This is a genomic window from Streptomyces sp. BRA346 (genome assembly GCF_052851135.1).
Genome location: NZ_JAIWIH010000014.1, coordinates 62076 through 77716 on the forward strand (window position 1 = coordinate 62076; position 15641 = coordinate 77716).

At 71.3% G+C, this 15641-nt stretch carries 11 protein-coding genes and 1 pseudogene; 9 read left to right on the forward strand and 3 right to left on the reverse strand.

Features of this window, described 5'->3' with window-relative positions; all coding sequences use genetic code 11:
• Positions 1–112 precede the first annotated feature (112 nt).
• From LCH29_RS18995 to LCH29_RS19005, 3 genes and pseudogenes are all read left to right on the forward strand, one after another.
• Entirely contained in the window at positions 113–2977 is a 2865-nt protein-coding gene (locus tag LCH29_RS18995) for a vitamin B12-dependent ribonucleotide reductase (protein ID WP_446462919.1), read from the forward strand.
• A 364-nt stretch (positions 2978–3341) separates the two neighbouring features.
• Positions 3342–4529: pseudogene (locus LCH29_RS19000) on the forward strand (pyridoxal phosphate-dependent aminotransferase); the annotation flags it as partial.
• A 156-nt stretch (positions 4530–4685) separates the two neighbouring features.
• Entirely contained in the window at positions 4686–5291 is a 606-nt protein-coding gene (locus tag LCH29_RS19005; RefSeq protein ID WP_446462920.1) for a YdbC family protein, read from the forward strand.
• A 47-nt stretch (positions 5292–5338) separates the two neighbouring features.
• On the opposite strand, the gene LCH29_RS19010 is transcribed toward LCH29_RS19005, so the two are convergent.
• On the reverse strand, positions 5339–5965 hold the full coding sequence (locus tag LCH29_RS19010; protein ID WP_446462921.1) for a TetR/AcrR family transcriptional regulator C-terminal ligand-binding domain-containing protein: 627 nt from the start codon (positions 5963–5965) through the stop codon (positions 5339–5341).
• 76 nt (positions 5966–6041) lie between these two features.
• Between LCH29_RS19010 and LCH29_RS19015 the strand changes: the two genes are divergently transcribed.
• The 5 genes from LCH29_RS19015 (at position 6042) to LCH29_RS19035 (ending at position 10912) form a co-directional block, all read left to right on the forward strand.
• Positions 6042–7721 carry an ABC-F family ATP-binding cassette domain-containing protein gene (locus LCH29_RS19015; RefSeq protein WP_446462922.1) on the forward strand — a complete coding sequence of 560 codons (1680 nt, stop codon included), beginning with the start codon at positions 6042–6044 and terminating at the stop codon, positions 7719–7721.
• A 10-nt stretch (positions 7722–7731) separates the two neighbouring features.
• Positions 7732–8391: a histidine phosphatase family protein gene (locus LCH29_RS19020; protein ID WP_446462923.1), complete on the forward strand. Its 660-nt coding sequence runs from the start codon at positions 7732–7734 to the stop codon at positions 8389–8391.
• An 11-nt stretch (positions 8392–8402) separates the two neighbouring features.
• Positions 8403–9293, forward strand: coding sequence for an ADP-ribosylglycohydrolase family protein (locus LCH29_RS19025; RefSeq protein ID WP_446462924.1), 891 nt, complete (start codon positions 8403–8405; stop codon positions 9291–9293).
• A 192-nt stretch (positions 9294–9485) separates the two neighbouring features.
• Positions 9486–10187: a ribonuclease HII gene (locus tag LCH29_RS19030; RefSeq protein ID WP_123108505.1), complete on the forward strand. Its 702-nt coding sequence runs from the start codon at positions 9486–9488 to the stop codon at positions 10185–10187.
• 68 nt (positions 10188–10255) lie between these two features.
• On the forward strand, positions 10256–10912 hold the full coding sequence (locus LCH29_RS19035; protein WP_446462925.1) for a hypothetical protein: 657 nt from the start codon (positions 10256–10258) through the stop codon (positions 10910–10912).
• An 80-nt stretch (positions 10913–10992) separates the two neighbouring features.
• Here the strand turns inward: LCH29_RS19035 and LCH29_RS19040 are convergent, their stop codons facing one another.
• Together LCH29_RS19040 and LCH29_RS19045 are read right to left on the reverse strand one after the other, a co-directional pair.
• Positions 10993–11613: a hypothetical protein gene (locus LCH29_RS19040; protein ID WP_446462926.1), complete on the reverse strand. Its 621-nt coding sequence runs from the start codon at positions 11611–11613 to the stop codon at positions 10993–10995.
• 221 nt (positions 11614–11834) lie between these two features.
• Positions 11835–14024, reverse strand: a complete 2190-nt coding sequence (locus tag LCH29_RS19045; protein WP_446462927.1) for a RecQ family ATP-dependent DNA helicase — start codon at positions 14022–14024, stop codon at positions 11835–11837.
• A 110-nt stretch (positions 14025–14134) separates the two neighbouring features.
• On the opposite strand from LCH29_RS19045, the gene LCH29_RS19050 reads away from it, so the two are divergent.
• A complete protein-coding gene (locus LCH29_RS19050; protein ID WP_446462928.1) occupies positions 14135–15523 on the forward strand; it encodes a DUF4192 domain-containing protein in 1389 nt (462 codons plus the stop codon).
• Positions 15524–15641 lie beyond the last annotated feature (118 nt).

The window sequence follows — 15641 nt, forward strand, 5'->3', positions numbered from 1 at the left end:
GCGGCCGAAGACCTGCCCGGGGCACATCACGCCTCCGGGTGAAAGACAAGAGACACCGTGCCCGGGAAGAAATGGGCACATCAGGGCGTTTTCGCCCGTACAGGGAGGCGGAATGACAGAGACGACGAGCGGCCCCGCACGAGGCTCCCGCTCCAAGGGAAGCAAGAACAAGGGTCTGCGTATCGAGCGCGTCCACACCACCCCTGGCGTGCACCCGTACGACGAGGTGGTCTGGGAGCGTCGTGACGTCGTCATGACCAACTGGCGTGACGGGTCGGTCAATTTCGAGCAGCGCGGCGTGGAGTTCCCCGACTTCTGGTCGGTGAACGCGGTCAACATCGTCACGAGCAAGTACTTCCGCGGCGCGGTCGGCTCCCCGACCCGTGAGGCGAGCCTGAAGCAGCTCATCGACCGGGTGGTCGGCACCTACCGCAAGTCCGGCGAGGCCAACGGCTACTTCGCCTCCCCCGCGGACGCCGAGATCTTCGATCACGAGCTCACGTACGCGCTGCTGCACCAGGTCTTCAGCTTCAACTCGCCCGTGTGGTTCAACGTCGGCACCAAGCAGCCGCAGCAGGTCAGCGCCTGCTTCATCCTCTCCGTGGACGACTCCATGGAGTCGATCCTGGACTGGTACAAGGAAGAGGGGATGATCTTCAAGGGCGGCTCCGGCGCCGGCCTGAACCTCTCCCGCATCCGCTCGTCCAAGGAGCTGCTCTCCTCCGGCGGCAACGCCTCCGGGCCCGTCTCCTTCATGCGCGGCGCCGACGCCTCCGCCGGAACGATCAAGTCGGGCGGCGCGACCCGCCGGGCCGCCAAGATGGTCGTGCTCGACGTCGACCACCCGGACGTCGAGGCGTTCATCGAGACCAAGGTCAAGGAAGAGGAGAAGGTCCGCGCCCTGCGCGACGCGGGCTTCGACATGGACCTGGGCGGCGACGACATCACGTCCGTCCAGTACCAGAACGCCAACAACTCGGTCCGGGTGAACGACACGTTCATGAAGGCCGTGGAGTCCGGCTCGCAGTTCGGCCTGCGCAGTCGCCTGACCGGTGAGTCCATCGAGGAGATCGACGCCAAGTCCCTCTTCCGCAAGATGGCCGAGGCGGCCTGGGCCTGCGCCGACCCGGGCATCCAGTACGACGACACGATCAACCACTGGCACACCTCGCCGGAGACGGGCCGGATCACCGCCTCCAACCCGTGCAGCGAGTACATGCACCTGGACAACTCCTCGTGCAACCTGGCCTCGCTCAACCTCATGAAGTTCCTCGAGGACGACGACGCCGGCAACCAGCGCTTCGACGCCGAGCGCTTCGCCAAGGTCGTCGAGCTGGTCATCACCGCGATGGACATCTCCATCTGCTTCGCGGACTTCCCGACCCAGAAGATCGGCGAGACGACCCGCGCCTTCCGCCAGCTGGGCATCGGCTACGCCAACCTCGGCGCCCTGCTGATGGCCACCGGTCACGCCTACGACAGCGACGGCGGCCGGGCCCTGGCCGGAGCCATCACCTCCCTGATGACCGGCACCTCGTACAAGCGCTCCGCCGAGCTGGCGGCCGTCGTCGGCCCGTACGACGGCTACGCCCGCAACGCGGACGCCCACAACCGCGTCATGAAGCAGCACTCGGACGCCAACGCCATCGCCAAGCGCATGGACGACCTGGACTCCCCGGTCTGGGCGGCGGCCACCGAGGCATGGCAGGACGTCCTGCGCCTCGGTGAGAAGAGCGGCTTCCGCAACGCCCAGGCGTCGGTGCTCGCCCCCACCGGCACCATCGGCCTGATGATGGACTGCGACACCACGGGCGTCGAGCCGGACCTGGCCCTGGTGAAGTTCAAGAAGCTGGTCGGCGGCGGCTCGATGCAGATCGTGAACAACACGGTCCCCAAGGCGCTCAAGCGGCTCGGTTACCAGCCGGAGCAGGTCGAGGCGATCGTCGCCCACATCGCCGAGCACGGCAATGTGATCGACGCGCCGGGGCTGAGGCTCGAGCACTACGAGGTCTTCGACTGCGCGATGGGCGAGCGCTCCATCTCGCCGATGGGCCATGTGCGGATGATGGCCGCTGCCCAGCCGTTCCTGTCCGGCGCGATCTCCAAGACGGTCAACATGTCGGAGTCGGCCACCGTCGAGGAGATCGAGGAGATCTACTTCGAGGGCTGGAAGCTGGGCCTCAAGGCGCTGGCGATCTACCGCGACAACTGCAAGGTCGGCCAGCCGCTCTCCGCCAAGAAGAAGGAGGAGAAGGCGGCTGAGCAGGCCGAGCCGGAGGTCGAGAAGGTCGTCGAGTACCGCCCGGTCCGCAAGCGCCTGCCCAAGGGCCGCCCCGGCATCACCACCTCCTTCACGGTCGGCGGCGCCGAGGGCTACATGACGGCGAACTCCTACCCGGACGACGGGCTCGGAGAGGTCTTCCTGAAGATGTCCAAGCAGGGCTCGACCCTCGCGGGCATGATGGACGCCTTCTCCATCGCCGTCTCGGTCGGCCTCCAGTACGGGGTGCCCCTGGAGACGTACGTCTCGAAGTTCACCAACATGCGCTTCGAGCCGGCCGGTATGACGGACGACCCGGACGTGCGGATGGCTCAGTCGATCGTCGACTACATCTTCCGCCGGCTCGCGCTGGACTTCCTGCCGTTCGAGACCCGGTCGGCGCTCGGGATCCACTCCGCCGAGGAGCGCCAGCGTCACCTGGAGACGGGTTCCTACGAGGCGTCCGAGGACGATGTCGACGTCGAGGGCCTCGCCCAGTCGGCGCCGCGGCGGCTGGAGGCCCCGAAGGCCACCACGACCGCGTCCCAGTCGGAGACGTCCGCCCCGAAGGAGGCCCACAGCTCGACCGAGCTGGTCGAGATCCAGCTGGGCCTGAACGCCGACGCACCGCTGTGCTTCTCCTGCGGCACCAAGATGCGCCGCGCGGGCAGCTGCTACCTGTGCGAGGGCTGCGGCTCGACGAGCGGTTGCAGCTGATCGTCCGCCCTGGCGGGTGACCTTCGACGCGGGGCGTGGCCTTCGGGCCGCGCCCCGCTCGCGTGGGTTCGCGTGGGTGGAGGGGATGCCGGTGCCGTGGTCGCCCGGGACGCAGGCAGAAGTCCGGGGGACTGTAGCGGTTCCCGTATCTCCTGTCACTCGACTTCTCACACGCACCATGAAATTCGGCAACGCCCCGACTGGCGGTGGCTCGTGCGCGACGCTCTGTGCAAGCGGAGCCGAACGTCGTGCCCAGCACGGCCCATGTGACCGAGGAGGTCTTGCTGTGACTGTCGCCGCCATCGGCAACACGGGTAATGCCGCACAGCTCTTCCGGGGCACCAACCACAGTCCGTCGTACTTCATGCTGAATCGCGCGGGGGTAGCGGGCGGCGGACAGGACATCGTGGATTTCTGTATCCCCTGTAATCCCTATTTCCCCACCCCCGGTATGTTCGACGAGCTGTCGGCCATGCTGCGCGACATCCTCACCTATTACCCCAGCTCCGCCGATACGATCACAGCCGAACTGGCGCACCTGCTCGATCTCCAGCCACAGACCATGGCAATGGGCAACGGCTCGACGGAACTCATCACCTGGATCGACCATTTGCTGGTCAAGGACAGCCTGGCCGTGCCGATCCCCACCTTCGGCCGGTGGACGGATCAGCCGGACGAAACCGGCAAGCGCGTGGACATGTTCCGCCTGCCGGAACGGCACGGCTTCGCCCTCGATCCCGATGCCTTCGTGTCGTTCATTCGGCAGCGGGGATCACGCACCGCCGTCATCTGCAATCCCAACAATCCCGACGGCGGCCTCCTCTCCCGCGACGCCGTCATATCGTTCATGGACTCCCTCGCGGACCTCGATCTGGTCGTCATCGACGAGTCCTTCCTGGAGTTCGTCGACCCTGACTCCGGTCCGTGGCCGAGCGTCGTCGACGAGGCCGTGGTGCGCCCGAACGTCGTCGTCCTGCGCAGCCTGGGAAAGAACTTCGGTTTGCACGGCGTGCGCTTCGGCTACTTGGTGGCGAACCCCTCGCTCGCGCGGAAGGTCCGCTCCAGGCTGCCGAAGTGGAACCTCAATTCCTTCGCCGAGATCATCGTTTTCATGCTCAAGGACCACCAGCAGGATTACGAGATGAGCCTGCGGATGCTCGCCCGCGACCGGCAGGAAATGATTGCGCAGCTGGGATGTCTGCCGGGAATGACCGTCTTCCCCTCACAAGGCAACTTCGTGTTCGTCAAACTGCCGGAGGGTGCGGACGGCGTGCAGGTGCGGGACCGGCTGCTGTCCGAACACGGCGTGCTGGTGCGCGAGTGCGGCAACAAGCTCGGCAGCAGCAGCCAGTTCATGCGGCTGGTGGTGCGATCGGAACCCGATGCGCAACGGCTGTTGTCCGGGCTCAGCAGCGTCCTGTACGGAAGCGCCTGGTACGCGCCCCTGCCCGGAGGGCAGCAGTTGCAGGCGGCGTACGCGCCGAGTCCGGGCATGCGGCTGTCGGCCCCCGGAAGCGGAATGCCGGGTGCCGGTGCGGGGCTTCCGGGGCCGGGGCCGGGGCGCAGGCGGCGCTGACCGGAGGCCCGTGGGGGCGACCGGATACGACCGGATACGACCACCATCGCGACACCGGCTGTCCACCCCGATGCGCGGGGCGGACGGTTCGCTGTGTGATGCGGGCCACCGTCGGGGCCGTAGGATGGCGCGGTGCTGGTCAAGTGGATTCGCTGCACCGTGGTGGACCGCCCGGGGTTCGAGCGGGGGCAGCGGAAGTGGGCGGGGATGCCCGGCGAGCCGGGATTCCGGGGGCAGGGCGGTGGCTGGAGCCGGGGGCAGCCGAACGTGGCGCACATCTTCGCGTTCTGGGAGAGCCGGGCGTTCTACGACTCCTTCATGGCGCGGTCGCACAATCGGTTGGCGGCCGCGCAGTCGGGCACGTACCGGAACATGCAGGTCCGGCTCTTCGAGCATCGCTTCGATGTGAAGGTCGGTTTCCAGCCCCGGTTCAACGACGCGGACGTGCTGCGGGTCGCGCACTGCCGGGTGCACGCGGACCGGGTGGACCACTTCACGCTGGTGCAGGAGAAGGTGTGGAATCCGGCGATGGCCGGGTCGCCCGGCATGCTGCGCGGGGTTTTCGGCGAGGCACCGGGCAACGAGTTCCTCGTGCTGTCGATGTGGGATTCTGCCGCCGAACACGGGAAGTACCGGGTGGAGCGGGTGGAGCGGCTGGGGTTGCGCGCCCAGACGGAGGCGGACGTGGCCGCGATAGCCGGCGACGTGGTGGGCGTCGAGTCGGCCTGGACGGTCTGAGGGCGCGACCGCGCCCGGTTTGAGTCCTTGGGCCGTGCGTCCGAGCGTCACCCGGCCGGGAGGTACGCCCCGGCCCGGACGGCGGCGGCGACGGCGGCCGCCGATTGGTCGGCGAGCGGTGTGCCGATGGGTTCGCGAGTGATCAGCACCCGGAAGAACAGCGGGGCGGATACGGCCCGCACGACCGCCCCGGCGTCGGTCCCGAGGGGCGCCTCGCCGCGCTCGACAGCCCGCGTCACCACGGATTCACACCGGGCGAACCGCTCGGCGTAGAAGTCGTGGAGCGCCTCCGCCGCGCGCCGGGACTGGAACGCGGCGGCGACGAAGGCGGTCGGTGCGGCCGCGGTCGGTGCGTCGCCGAACGTCTCGGTCACCTCGCGGGCCAGAGCCCGCAGATCGCCGTCGAGGCTGCCGGTGTCGGGGGGTGTCCAGGAATCCTCCCCGGCGAGCTGGAGCGCGTCGGCCACCAGCCCCTCGACGCTGCCCCAGCGCCGGTAGACCGTCGTCTTGTGGACGCCCGAGAGCTCGGCGACGTACTCGACCGTCAGGCCCGGATAGCCGTGCTCGGCGAGGCCGGTGAGCACGGCGTCGCGCACCGCGGCACGGGTGCGCGCGGTGCGCCCGCCGGGGCGGACGGTGCCGGGCGTGTGGGAGCCAGTCTCCGGCAATTGCAACTCCGGTTGTGTTAGCGGGTTTCCTGTGTCACTCCGAGGATAATGCAACTATGGTTGTGTTTACAGGCTCTGTCGTATGACGTACCGCTCGGATCGCGGAGGAGTGCCCTTGCCCACTCAGATCTCACTGCGCGGTGTGACGCTGTCCCGAGGTGACCGGACCCTGCTCGACGACGTGTCGTTCGCGGTGCGGCCCGGTGAGCGCGTGGGCGTCGTCGGGGAGAACGGCGCGGGCAAGTCCACGTTTCTGCGTGCGCTGGCCGGTACCGAACCGCCGGACGACGGCGTGGTGGTCACCATGGCCGATGGCGGTCTGGGCCACCTCGGCCAGACACCCGAGCTGCCCCCTGATCGCACGGTCCGCGATGCCGTCGACGCGGCCTTGGCGGAGGTCCGTGCCTTGGAGCGCAGACTGCGCGAGCTGGAGGCCGACCTCACCGGCTCCGCTCCGGAGGCGCTCACCGAGTACGGCGAGGTGCTCACGGCTTTCGAAGCGCGCGGGGGCTATGCCGCGGACAGTCGGGTCGAGAAGGCCCTGCACGGTCTGGGGCTGGGGTCCGTCGGGAGGGAGCGGCGGCTCGGCAGCCTCTCCGGGGGCGAGCAGGCCCGGCTCGGGCTGGCCTGTCTGATCGCCGCGGCTCCCGAGGTGATGCTTCTCGACGAGCCGACGAACCATCTCGACGGCACGGCGCTCACCTGGCTAGAGGACGCGCTGCGGGCCCATCCGGGCACGCTCGTGGCGGTCTCCCACGACCGCATGTTCCTGGAGCGGGTGGCGACCGCGATCGTCGAGGTGGACGCCGACCGGCACACCTTGGTGCGGTACGGCGGGGGCTACCGCGGATTCCTCGCCGAACAGGCCGCCGCCCGCCGCCGCTGGGAGCAGGCCTACGAGGAGTGGTGCGCGGAGACGGCAGCGCTGGCCGAGTCCGCCACGACGGTGGCGCGGCGGGTCGCGCCGGGGCGGGGCATGAAAGACGGCAACAAGATGGCCTACGACCGGGACAGGGGGCGGGTGCAGTCCTCGGTCTCCAGCCGTGTGCGCAATGCCCGGGAGCGGCTGCGCAGGCTCGAGGAGGACCCGGTGCCGCGCCCGCCGGAACCGCTGCGGTTCGCCGGGCGCCCCGCGGCGGGCGGCGAGCAAGGGGCGCTCGTCGGCCTGGACGGGGTCCGGGTGGGTGACCGGCTGGCGGTGGACGCGCTCACGGTGGCCGCGGGCGAGAGGCTGCTCGTCCACGGTGCGAACGGGGCGGGTAAATCCACCCTGCTGCGGGTGATGGCCGGTGTGGAGCGGCCGGACGAGGGCCACGTGGTGCGTCGAGGCCGCATCGGCTACCTCGCGCAGGAGATCCCGGTCGCCCGCCCCAGGGAGCGGTTGTTATCGGCCTTCGGGCTCGGGCTGCCGGGTGCGGCGGAGGAGCACGCCGCCTTGCTGCTGTCCTTCGGTCTGTTCCATGAGCGTGATCTCCATGTGCCGGTGGGGGCGCTCTCCGCGGGCCAGCGCCGCCGCCTGGCCCTCGCCCGGCTGCTGGCCCGCCCCGCCGATCTCCTGCTGCTCGACGAGCCCGCCAACCATCTCGCCCTCGGCCTCGTGGAGCAGCTGGAGCAGGCGCTGGACCGATGGGAAGGCGCGCTGGTGGTGGTCTCGCACGACCGGCTGCTGCGCCGCCGGTTCACCGGCCGTCTCTGCGAGATCCGCGACGGCCGCCTGGTGACGGAGGAGGGGAGCGAGGCGCTTGCCCGACGCCCGATCTAGGGTGGGCGGCATGGCACGACCCCGGCGCATCATCCTCATACGGCACGGAGAATCGGAGGGGAATGCCGATGACTCGGTGTACGAACGCGTGCCCGACCATGCCCTGAGACTGACCGAGACCGGGCGGCAGCAGGCGCAGGAGGCGGGTGCCCGGCTGCGTGCCACCTTCGCCGACGAGCGCGTTTCGGTCTATGTGTCGCCGTACCGCCGCACCCACCAGACCCTGGAGCTGCTCGGCCTGGACCCTTCCCGTACCCGGGTCAGGGAGGAGCCGCGGCTGCGCGAGCAGGACTGGGGAAACTGGCAGGACCGCGAGGACGTGCGGAAGCAGAAGGCGTACCGCGACGCCTACGGGCACTTCTTCTACCGCTTCGCGCAGGGCGAGTCCGGGGCCGATGTCTACGACCGGGTGGACGCGTTCCTGGAGAGCCTGTGGCGCAGCTTCGAGGACCCGGCGCACCCGCCGAACGTCCTGCTGGTCACCCATGGGCTGACCATGAGGCTGTTCTGCATGCGCTGGCTGCACTGGAGCGTGGCCGAATTCGAGTCCCTGTCCAACCCGGACAACGCCGAGACGCGGATGCTGCTGCTGGGTTCCGACGGCCGCTACCACCTCGACCGCCCCTTCGAGCGCTGGTGTACGCCCGAGCCCTACGGACTCACCGGTTAGAGTGCCCAGCGATGACCGCTGACCGTTACCACCGGGCTCTGGCGAGCCTGCGCGGGCTGTCCGTGGGCGATGCCCTCGGCTCCCAGTTCTTCGTTCCCGCCAACTATCCCTTCCTCAAGCGCCGCGAACTGCCGCCATCCCCCTGGCAGTGGACGGACGACACCGAGATGGGCTGCTCCGTGCTGGCCGTCCTCGCCGAGCACGGCCGGATCGACCAGGACGACCTCGCCCGGTCGTTCGCCGTGCGCCATGACTTCGACCGGGGGTACGGCCCCGCCGTGAACCGGATGCTCCGGCTGGTCAGAGAGGGCGGCGACTGGCGCGATCTGGCCTCCGGACTGTTCCAGGGACAAGGATCATGGGGTAACGGCGCCGCGATGCGGATCGCTCCGCTGGGCGCCTGGTACGCCGGGGACGTGGAGCAAGCGACGCATCAGGCGGAGATCTCCGCGTACACCACGCACCAGCACCGGGAAGCCGTGGCGGGGGCGATGGCGGTAGCCGCCGCGGCAGCCGTGGTGGCCGACCCGGCGGGCCACGGCGGGCCGGAAGCCCTGCTGGACCGGGTGGTCGAGGCCGTCCCGCGCAGCGCCGTCCAGGCGGGGCTGCGGCGCGCCCGCGACATGCTGGACTACGCGGACGCCGGTACGGTCGCCGCGGTGCTGGGGTGCGGCCGCCGCACCAGCGCCCACGACACCGTGCCCTTCGCCCTGTGGGCCGCGGCCCGGCATCTGGGCTCCTTCGAGGACGCGTTCTGGACGACCGCCCAGGCCGGTGGGGACGTGGACACCACCTGCGCGATCGCCGGGGGAGTGGTCGCGTCCGGTTCTGGCGGCGCACCGCCTCGCGCATGGCAGGAGCTCACCGAGCCGCTCCCGGCCTGGATCCCGGCGGCTGACTGACGGACGGCACCGAGTGCCGTCCCGGATCGCGGCCGGGTGCCCCGCGCCACCGAATCGCCCCCGCGCCGAGTCCGGTTGGGTAGGGAGGGGCGTCGAAGCCGTCCGTGGCCGGACCCGTTCCGGCCACCTGGGGGCGGAGCGCCTGATCCGGGTACACGGCGCCCGGGTGAGCGGCGTAATGTTGTCCTCGCCATGGCCTACCAACCGCCCACCCACAGTGTCGAGCGCTCGCTCCGCGCCACGACAGGAGCCAAGATCGTCGTCGGTGTCGACGAGGTCGGGCGAGGGGCCTGGGCGGGCCCGGTGACGGTCTGCGCGGCGGTCACCGGTCTGCGGCGCCCGCCGACCGGGCTCACGGACTCCAAGCTGCTGAGCCCCAAGAGGCGCACGGAGCTGGCGCACGAGTTGGAGACGTGGGTCACCGCGCACGCCCTGGGTCACTCCTCGCCCGAGGAGATCGACGACCTGGGGATGACGGCTGCCCTCCGGCTCGCCGCCACCCGGGCTCTCGAGGGGCTGCCCGTCCGTCCGGACGCGGTGATCCTCGATGGCAAGCACGACTACCTCGGCGCTCCCTGGAGGGTCCGCACGGTCATCAAGGGCGATCAGTCCTGTGTGGCCGTCGCTGCCGCCTCCGTGATCGCCAAGGTGCGGCGGGACGCGTTGATGGCCGAACTGGGGGACGCACACGCGGACTTCCGGTTCGGGGACAACGCCGGATACCCGTCCCCCGTGCACCGCGCCGCCCTGCGGGACCAGGGGCCCACGCCCCACCACCGGCTGTCCTGGGCCTACCTGGACGGGCTGCCCCGCTGGCGGCATCTCAAGCGCGTGCGCACGACACCTGGACCGTCCGAGCTGGAGGTCGACGGCCAACTCGGCTTCGACTTCTGAGCAGACCGAACGGTCCAAACCACCACCCGCTGGTGCGACTCGCACCGACGTTTGATAGACATCAGCCCATGCCTCTCATCCCCGAGGAGCCTCAGATTCACGAGAGTGTCCCGGGTCCTCGCGCGACACCGGCCGCAGGCCGCACCGCGCCGACCCCTCGTCCTGTCCCTGGTCCCGGCCCCCGGCCCGCCCCGCGGCGGCCCGGCAGCCCCGGTCCGAACCGTGGTTCCGCCGGGACCTCGTCGGCTCCGTCGCAGCGCACCACGAGCGATGCGTCGAAGCCCGCGCCGACCGCACCGACGGCCTCGGCTGCCAAGACTGCCCCCGCCTCGACGGCCGCGCCCCAGATCCAGCTGATCCCCGCCTCGGTGGACGGCGCCCTGGACGCGGCCGACGAGGCGGTCGACCTGCTGCTGGACTCCGGCCGGGCGCCAGGCGACATCCTGGTGCTGACCACCGGGGACCAGCATCCGTGGGCGGCACACGAGTTGTCCTTCGGCGAGGCGTCCTACTGGGCGCAGCACGACGCCGGTGACGATGTCTTCTACGCCGCCGCGGACGCCGACCGCGCCAAGGGCCGCTCGGTCGTGGTCGTCGCCGTCAACGGCGGAGCGGACGATGCCGTGGCCGGCGCACTGCCCCAGGCGATGAGCCGTGCCTCGGCGCTGCTGATCGTCTGCGGTGACCCGCAGCGCATCAACACCCTCATGACCGCGGGCGTCTGATTCCGCAGTTCCCGTACGCCCGGTGCCCGGCAGCCCCTGACGCACGTCACGGAGCTGTCCGGCGTCCGGACGGTCGGCGGTCACACGGCCGCTGAGCGGTGCAGCGCCTCGTGTGTCCCGTTCAGGGGACGCGGCGGGGGCGCCGCGTCGCCATCGGGTGCGGGGGCGATCCCCAGGGTGGTCCGGAGCGAAGCGGAGTGCGGCCGACGGCCGCCCCGCCCCTCTCCCAGGACCTGCCAGCCCTCCCGGGTCAGCGTGATGTACGCACCACAGCGCAGCCCGTGCAGGGTGCAGGCGTCCCGCAGACCCCACATCCAGGCGCCGTCCTCTTCGGTCCACCGGCTCTCACCCTCGCGGCAGTAGAGCAGCACGGCGGTGCGGATCGGCGAGCGGCGCCGCAGATCGTGCGGGATCACCCGGCGCAGCTGCGCCAGGAGGGCGTTGCGGAACGCCCATCCGTCGGGTGCGGCGGAGCCGTGCTGCCTGAACGAGGCGCTTGCCGTCAGGCGTTCCTCCGGGTCGAGGACCGCGACGACGGCCGTCGAGGGAGTCGGCAGATGGCGGCTGTGCAGCCCGAGGACGACCTCGCGCGGATTGCGCAGCAGCGGAATGCCGGCGGCGGCCCATTCGGCGGGTTCGAGCGTCCGGCCCAGCCGGACAGCGGGGTCGGCGGACGGTGGCGGAGCGAAGCCGAAGGTCACAGTCCTCCCTTCGTCTGCGCGCCCATGGTCCGTGCGAGGGTCGGGCGCGGGCGCACACCACGACACGGCCCCGTCAGGACCACGAGAGGGCCGGCGCGGGGAGCTTCAGACAATTCTTGCGGGAAGCGCTCGCGCGCGGCAATGAGCAGTTGGCACACCTGGCCGGTTTGCGGCTATGTGCCTCCTATATTCCTCATCCCTTCTCCGGACCACCGCCGTGCTCAGCCCTGCACGGCGAGGACCAGCGGAAACACCGCCGCCGCACCGGCCCGGCGAAGCAGCCGGGCCGCGACGGCCAACGTCCAGCCGGTGTCCGCCAGGTCATCGACGAGCAGTACCGGGCCACCGGCCTCGGCGAGGGCCGACGCCAGAGCGGGCGGCACTGTCAGCGCCCCGTGCAGCGCCCGCAGCCGCTGCGCGCTGTTGGTCCGCGGCACGCGGGTGTCCACCTCGGTGTCGTGGTACGAGACGGTGCCCAGCAGAGGCATCCGGCCGATGGCGGCGATCCGCTCCGCGAGGCTCTGGATCAGCTGGGGCCGGGTGTGCGAGGCGAGCGAGACAACCCCCACCGGACGGGCCGGTGCGTCCGGGGCGCCCGACGCCCATCCGCCGGGGCCCTTGGCCCAGTCCGCGAGCACGGTCACCACCGCGCTCGCCACATCGTCGGGGACCGGGGTGTCCGGAGCCTGCGGCGCGAGCTGCGGACGCAGCCGGTTTCCCCAGCCGATGTCGGAGAGGCGGCCGAGCGCCCGCCCGGTCGCGGCCTGTTCGCCCGCCGGGATACGCCCCTTGAGGTCCACGCCGACCGCGGGCAGCCCGGTCGGCCACATGCGGCGCGGCTCCACTTCCACACCGGGCCGCCCCAACTCGCCACGCGCCGCGTCGAGTGAAGCGTCGGACACCTCGGTGGTGAACCGGGCCCCCGCGCAGTTGTCACAGCGGCCGCAGGGCGCCGCCTTCTCGTCGTCCAGCTGCTGCCGGAGGAACTCCATCCGGCAGGCGGTCGCCGAGGCATAGTCGCGCATCGCCTGCTGCTCCGCCTCGCGCTGCCGCGCCACCCAGGCGTACCGCTCGGCGTCGTAGGTCCAGGGCCGGCCGGTGGCCGTCCAGCCGCCGCGCACCCGCCGCACCGCGCCGTCCACGTCGAGCACCTTGAGCATCGTCTCCAGACGCGACCGCCGCAGCTCGACCTGCGGCTCCAGCGCGGGCAGGGACACCGGCCGGTCCGCTGCCGCCAGGACGTCGAGGGTGCGGCGCACCTGCTCCTCGGGCGGGAAGGCAAGCGAGGCGAAATAGCGCCAGATCGCCTCGTCCTCGCGGCCCGGCAGCAGCAGCACCTCGGCGTGCTCCACACCACGCCCGGCGCGCCCGACCTGCTGGTAGTAGGCGATGGGGGAGGAGGGCGAACCGAGGTGCACCACAAAGCCCAGGTCCGGCTTGTCGAAGCCCATGCCCAGCGCGGAGGTGGCGACCAGCGCCTTGACCCGGTTGGCCAGGAGATCCTCCTCGGCCTGCTGGCGGTCCGCGTTCTCGGTCTTGCCGGTGTAGGAAGCGACGGTGTGGCCGCGCTGCCGCAGAAACGCGGTCACCTCCTCGGCCGCGGCGACGGTGAGGGTGTAGATGATCCCGGAGCCCGGCAGCTCATGGAGGTGGTCGGCGAGCCAGGCGAGCCGGTGCGCGGCATCCGGCAGCCGCAGCACGCCCAGGCTCAGGCTCTCCCGGTCCAGCGGCCCGCGCAGCACCAGCGCCCGCGCGCTTCCCTCGTCGTCGCCCGGCTTCTCGCGCCCGCCCGTGCCCAGCTGCTCGGCCACATCCGCCGTCACCCGGGCGTTGGCCGTCGCCGTCGTGGCCAGCACGGGCACGCCCTGGGGCAGGTCGGCCAGCATGGTGCGCAGCCTGCGGTAGTCGGGCCGGAAGTCATGGCCCCAGTCGGAGATGCAGTGTGCCTCGTCCACGACCAGCAGCCCGGTGGCGGCGGCGAGCCGGGGCAGCACCTGATCGCGGAAGTCGGGGTTGTTCAGCCGCTCGGGGCTCACCAGCAGCACATCCACCTCACCCGCGGCCACCTCCGCCTGGATGGTGTCCCACTCCTCGGCGTTCGAGGAGTTGATGGTGCGGGCGTGGATACCGGCCCGCGCCGCGGCGTCGACCTGGTTGCGCATCAGCGCCAGCAGCGGGGAGACGATCACGGTCGGGCCGCTGCCGCGCTCGCGCAGCAGCGCGGTGGCGACGAAATACACCGCGGACTTGCCCCAGCCGGTGCGCTGCACGACCAGCGCCCGACGGCGATCGGCGACCAGCGCCTCGATGGCCCGCCATTGATCCTCCCGCAGTCGTGCGGAGCCGGTGGTGTCCCCGACGAGGCGGGCCAGGACGCGGTCGGCCGAGATACGCAGGTCTTCGTCGCTCATGCCCCCATGCAACCCGATCCCCCCGACAACGCGCGAGCGGGGCCCGCAGCCTGTGGATAACGTTATCCACAGGGCTGGCGGAGCCGACCGGGCTGAGGGACCGTCGGGTCATGACTCGAGACAACGACACGGCCGGTCTGTCCGGCGAGGAGCAGGTCACCCTCCGCAGCCCCGCCGAGCTCGCCGACGCCCTGCCCTACGTTCTGGGCTTCCACCCCGATGACAGCGTGGTGATGATCGCGCTGCACGGACCGCGCGGCCGGTTCGGCGGCAGGCTTCGGCTCGGCATCCCCCGCGTCCGCGAGGAGTGGCCCGAGGTGTGCGATCAGCTCGCCGAATGCCTGATCGGGGGCAGTGAGCGGCGTGGTGACCGGCCCGGCGGGATCGTGCTGTTCCTGTGCCAGGAACCGGCCGAGGGCGAGTCCGGGCGGGAGGTGATGGAGCGGCTGCGGCCCCTCGCCCAGCGTCTGCGCACCGCGTGCGGCGGCCTCGAGGTGCCGGTCTTCGAGGCGCTGTGCCTCTCCGACGGCCGGTTCTGGTCGTATGTCTGTCCCGACCGGCGGTGCTGTCCGCCGGAAGGGGTGCCGCTCGCCATGCCGGGCACCTCGGTGATGGCCGCGGCCGCGACCTTCGCGGGGGTGCACGTGCGCGGTTCGCTGCGCGAGATGGAGGCCAGGCTCGCGCCGCTCACCGGGGCTCGCGCCGAGGGGCAGGAGCGGACGCTCGACATGGCCGGGAGCCGGCTCGTGCCGAAGATCCTGGGAGGTGTGGACTGTGCCGCCGTGCGGGAGGAGACCCTGGACCTCGCGCGCCGGATGATGGACCGCTTGCGCGGCGCGCCGCCGATCGCGGACCCGGGCGCGGCCGATGCCCGCGACGACGGCCTGCTGGACGACGAGGAGGCCGCGTCGGTGATCATCGGGCTACAGGACAGGATGGCGCGCGACCGGGCCGCCCAGTGGATGGAGGGGCCGGACGCCGAGGCGGCGCTGCGGCTGTGGCGCGCACTGGCCCGCCGCTGCGTCGGCTCGTACGGGGAGCACGCCGCAGCCCCGCTCACCCTTGCCGGGTGGGTCGCCTGGTCATCCGGCGACGAGCCCTCGGCCCGGGTCGCGCTCGGCCGGGCGCTGCGGGTCGATCCGCACTACCTCTTCGCCAAGCTGCTCCATCAGGCGTGCAACGAGGGGCTCGATCCCGAGCTGTTGCGTCAGTGTCTTCGCCGGGACGGTGCGGACCAGGCGATGCACGCCGCGGTCCATGACGAGCTGCGACGGCTCGACGGCACGGCCACCGGCACGGCTCCCGAGCCCGCGAGTGCGGAACCCCCGGCGACGGACGGCGGAGGGCATCCGGAGCGGGCCGGACGGCGCTGGCCCGCGCGTACCACCGGACCGGGCGGCCCCACCGGACCGGGAGCGTCCGCTGCCAGGCGGCGGCCGGAGGGCAGGGCCCGGACCCGGCGCAGGTCGGGCGGGCGCGGCACGCGCAGCCGCCGCTGACCACGGGCGGCGCCGGACGGGCCGTCAGGAATGCCATGGAGTGATCACCCCATGCGGAAGGAGATGCGAACGCCGAACGGGAAAACGCCTGGGAGAGCGCTTTTCGGAACATCGCCGA

Excerpts from the sequence above, each read along its gene's own strand:
- LCH29_RS19035 (WP_446462925.1), top strand. The coding sequence starts at position 10,256 with ATGCCTCTCATCCCCGAGGAGCCTCAGATTCACGAGAGTGTCCCGGGT.
- LCH29_RS19030 (WP_123108505.1), top strand. The coding sequence starts at position 9,486 with ATGGCCTACCAACCGCCCACCCACAGTGTCGAGCGCTCGCTCCGCGCC.
- LCH29_RS19015 (WP_446462922.1), top strand. The coding sequence starts at position 6,042 with ATGACGTACCGCTCGGATCGCGGAGGAGTGCCCTTGCCCACTCAGATC.
- LCH29_RS19025 (WP_446462924.1), top strand. The coding sequence starts at position 8,403 with ATGACCGCTGACCGTTACCACCGGGCTCTGGCGAGCCTGCGCGGGCTG.
- LCH29_RS19050 (WP_446462928.1), top strand. The coding sequence starts at position 14,135 with ATGACTCGAGACAACGACACGGCCGGTCTGTCCGGCGAGGAGCAGGTC.
- LCH29_RS18995 (WP_446462919.1), top strand. The coding sequence starts at position 113 with ATGACAGAGACGACGAGCGGCCCCGCACGAGGCTCCCGCTCCAAGGGA.
- LCH29_RS19045 (WP_446462927.1), bottom strand. The coding sequence starts at position 14,024 with ATGAGCGACGAAGACCTGCGTATCTCGGCCGACCGCGTCCTGGCCCGC.
- LCH29_RS19020 (WP_446462923.1), top strand. The coding sequence starts at position 7,732 with ATGGCACGACCCCGGCGCATCATCCTCATACGGCACGGAGAATCGGAG.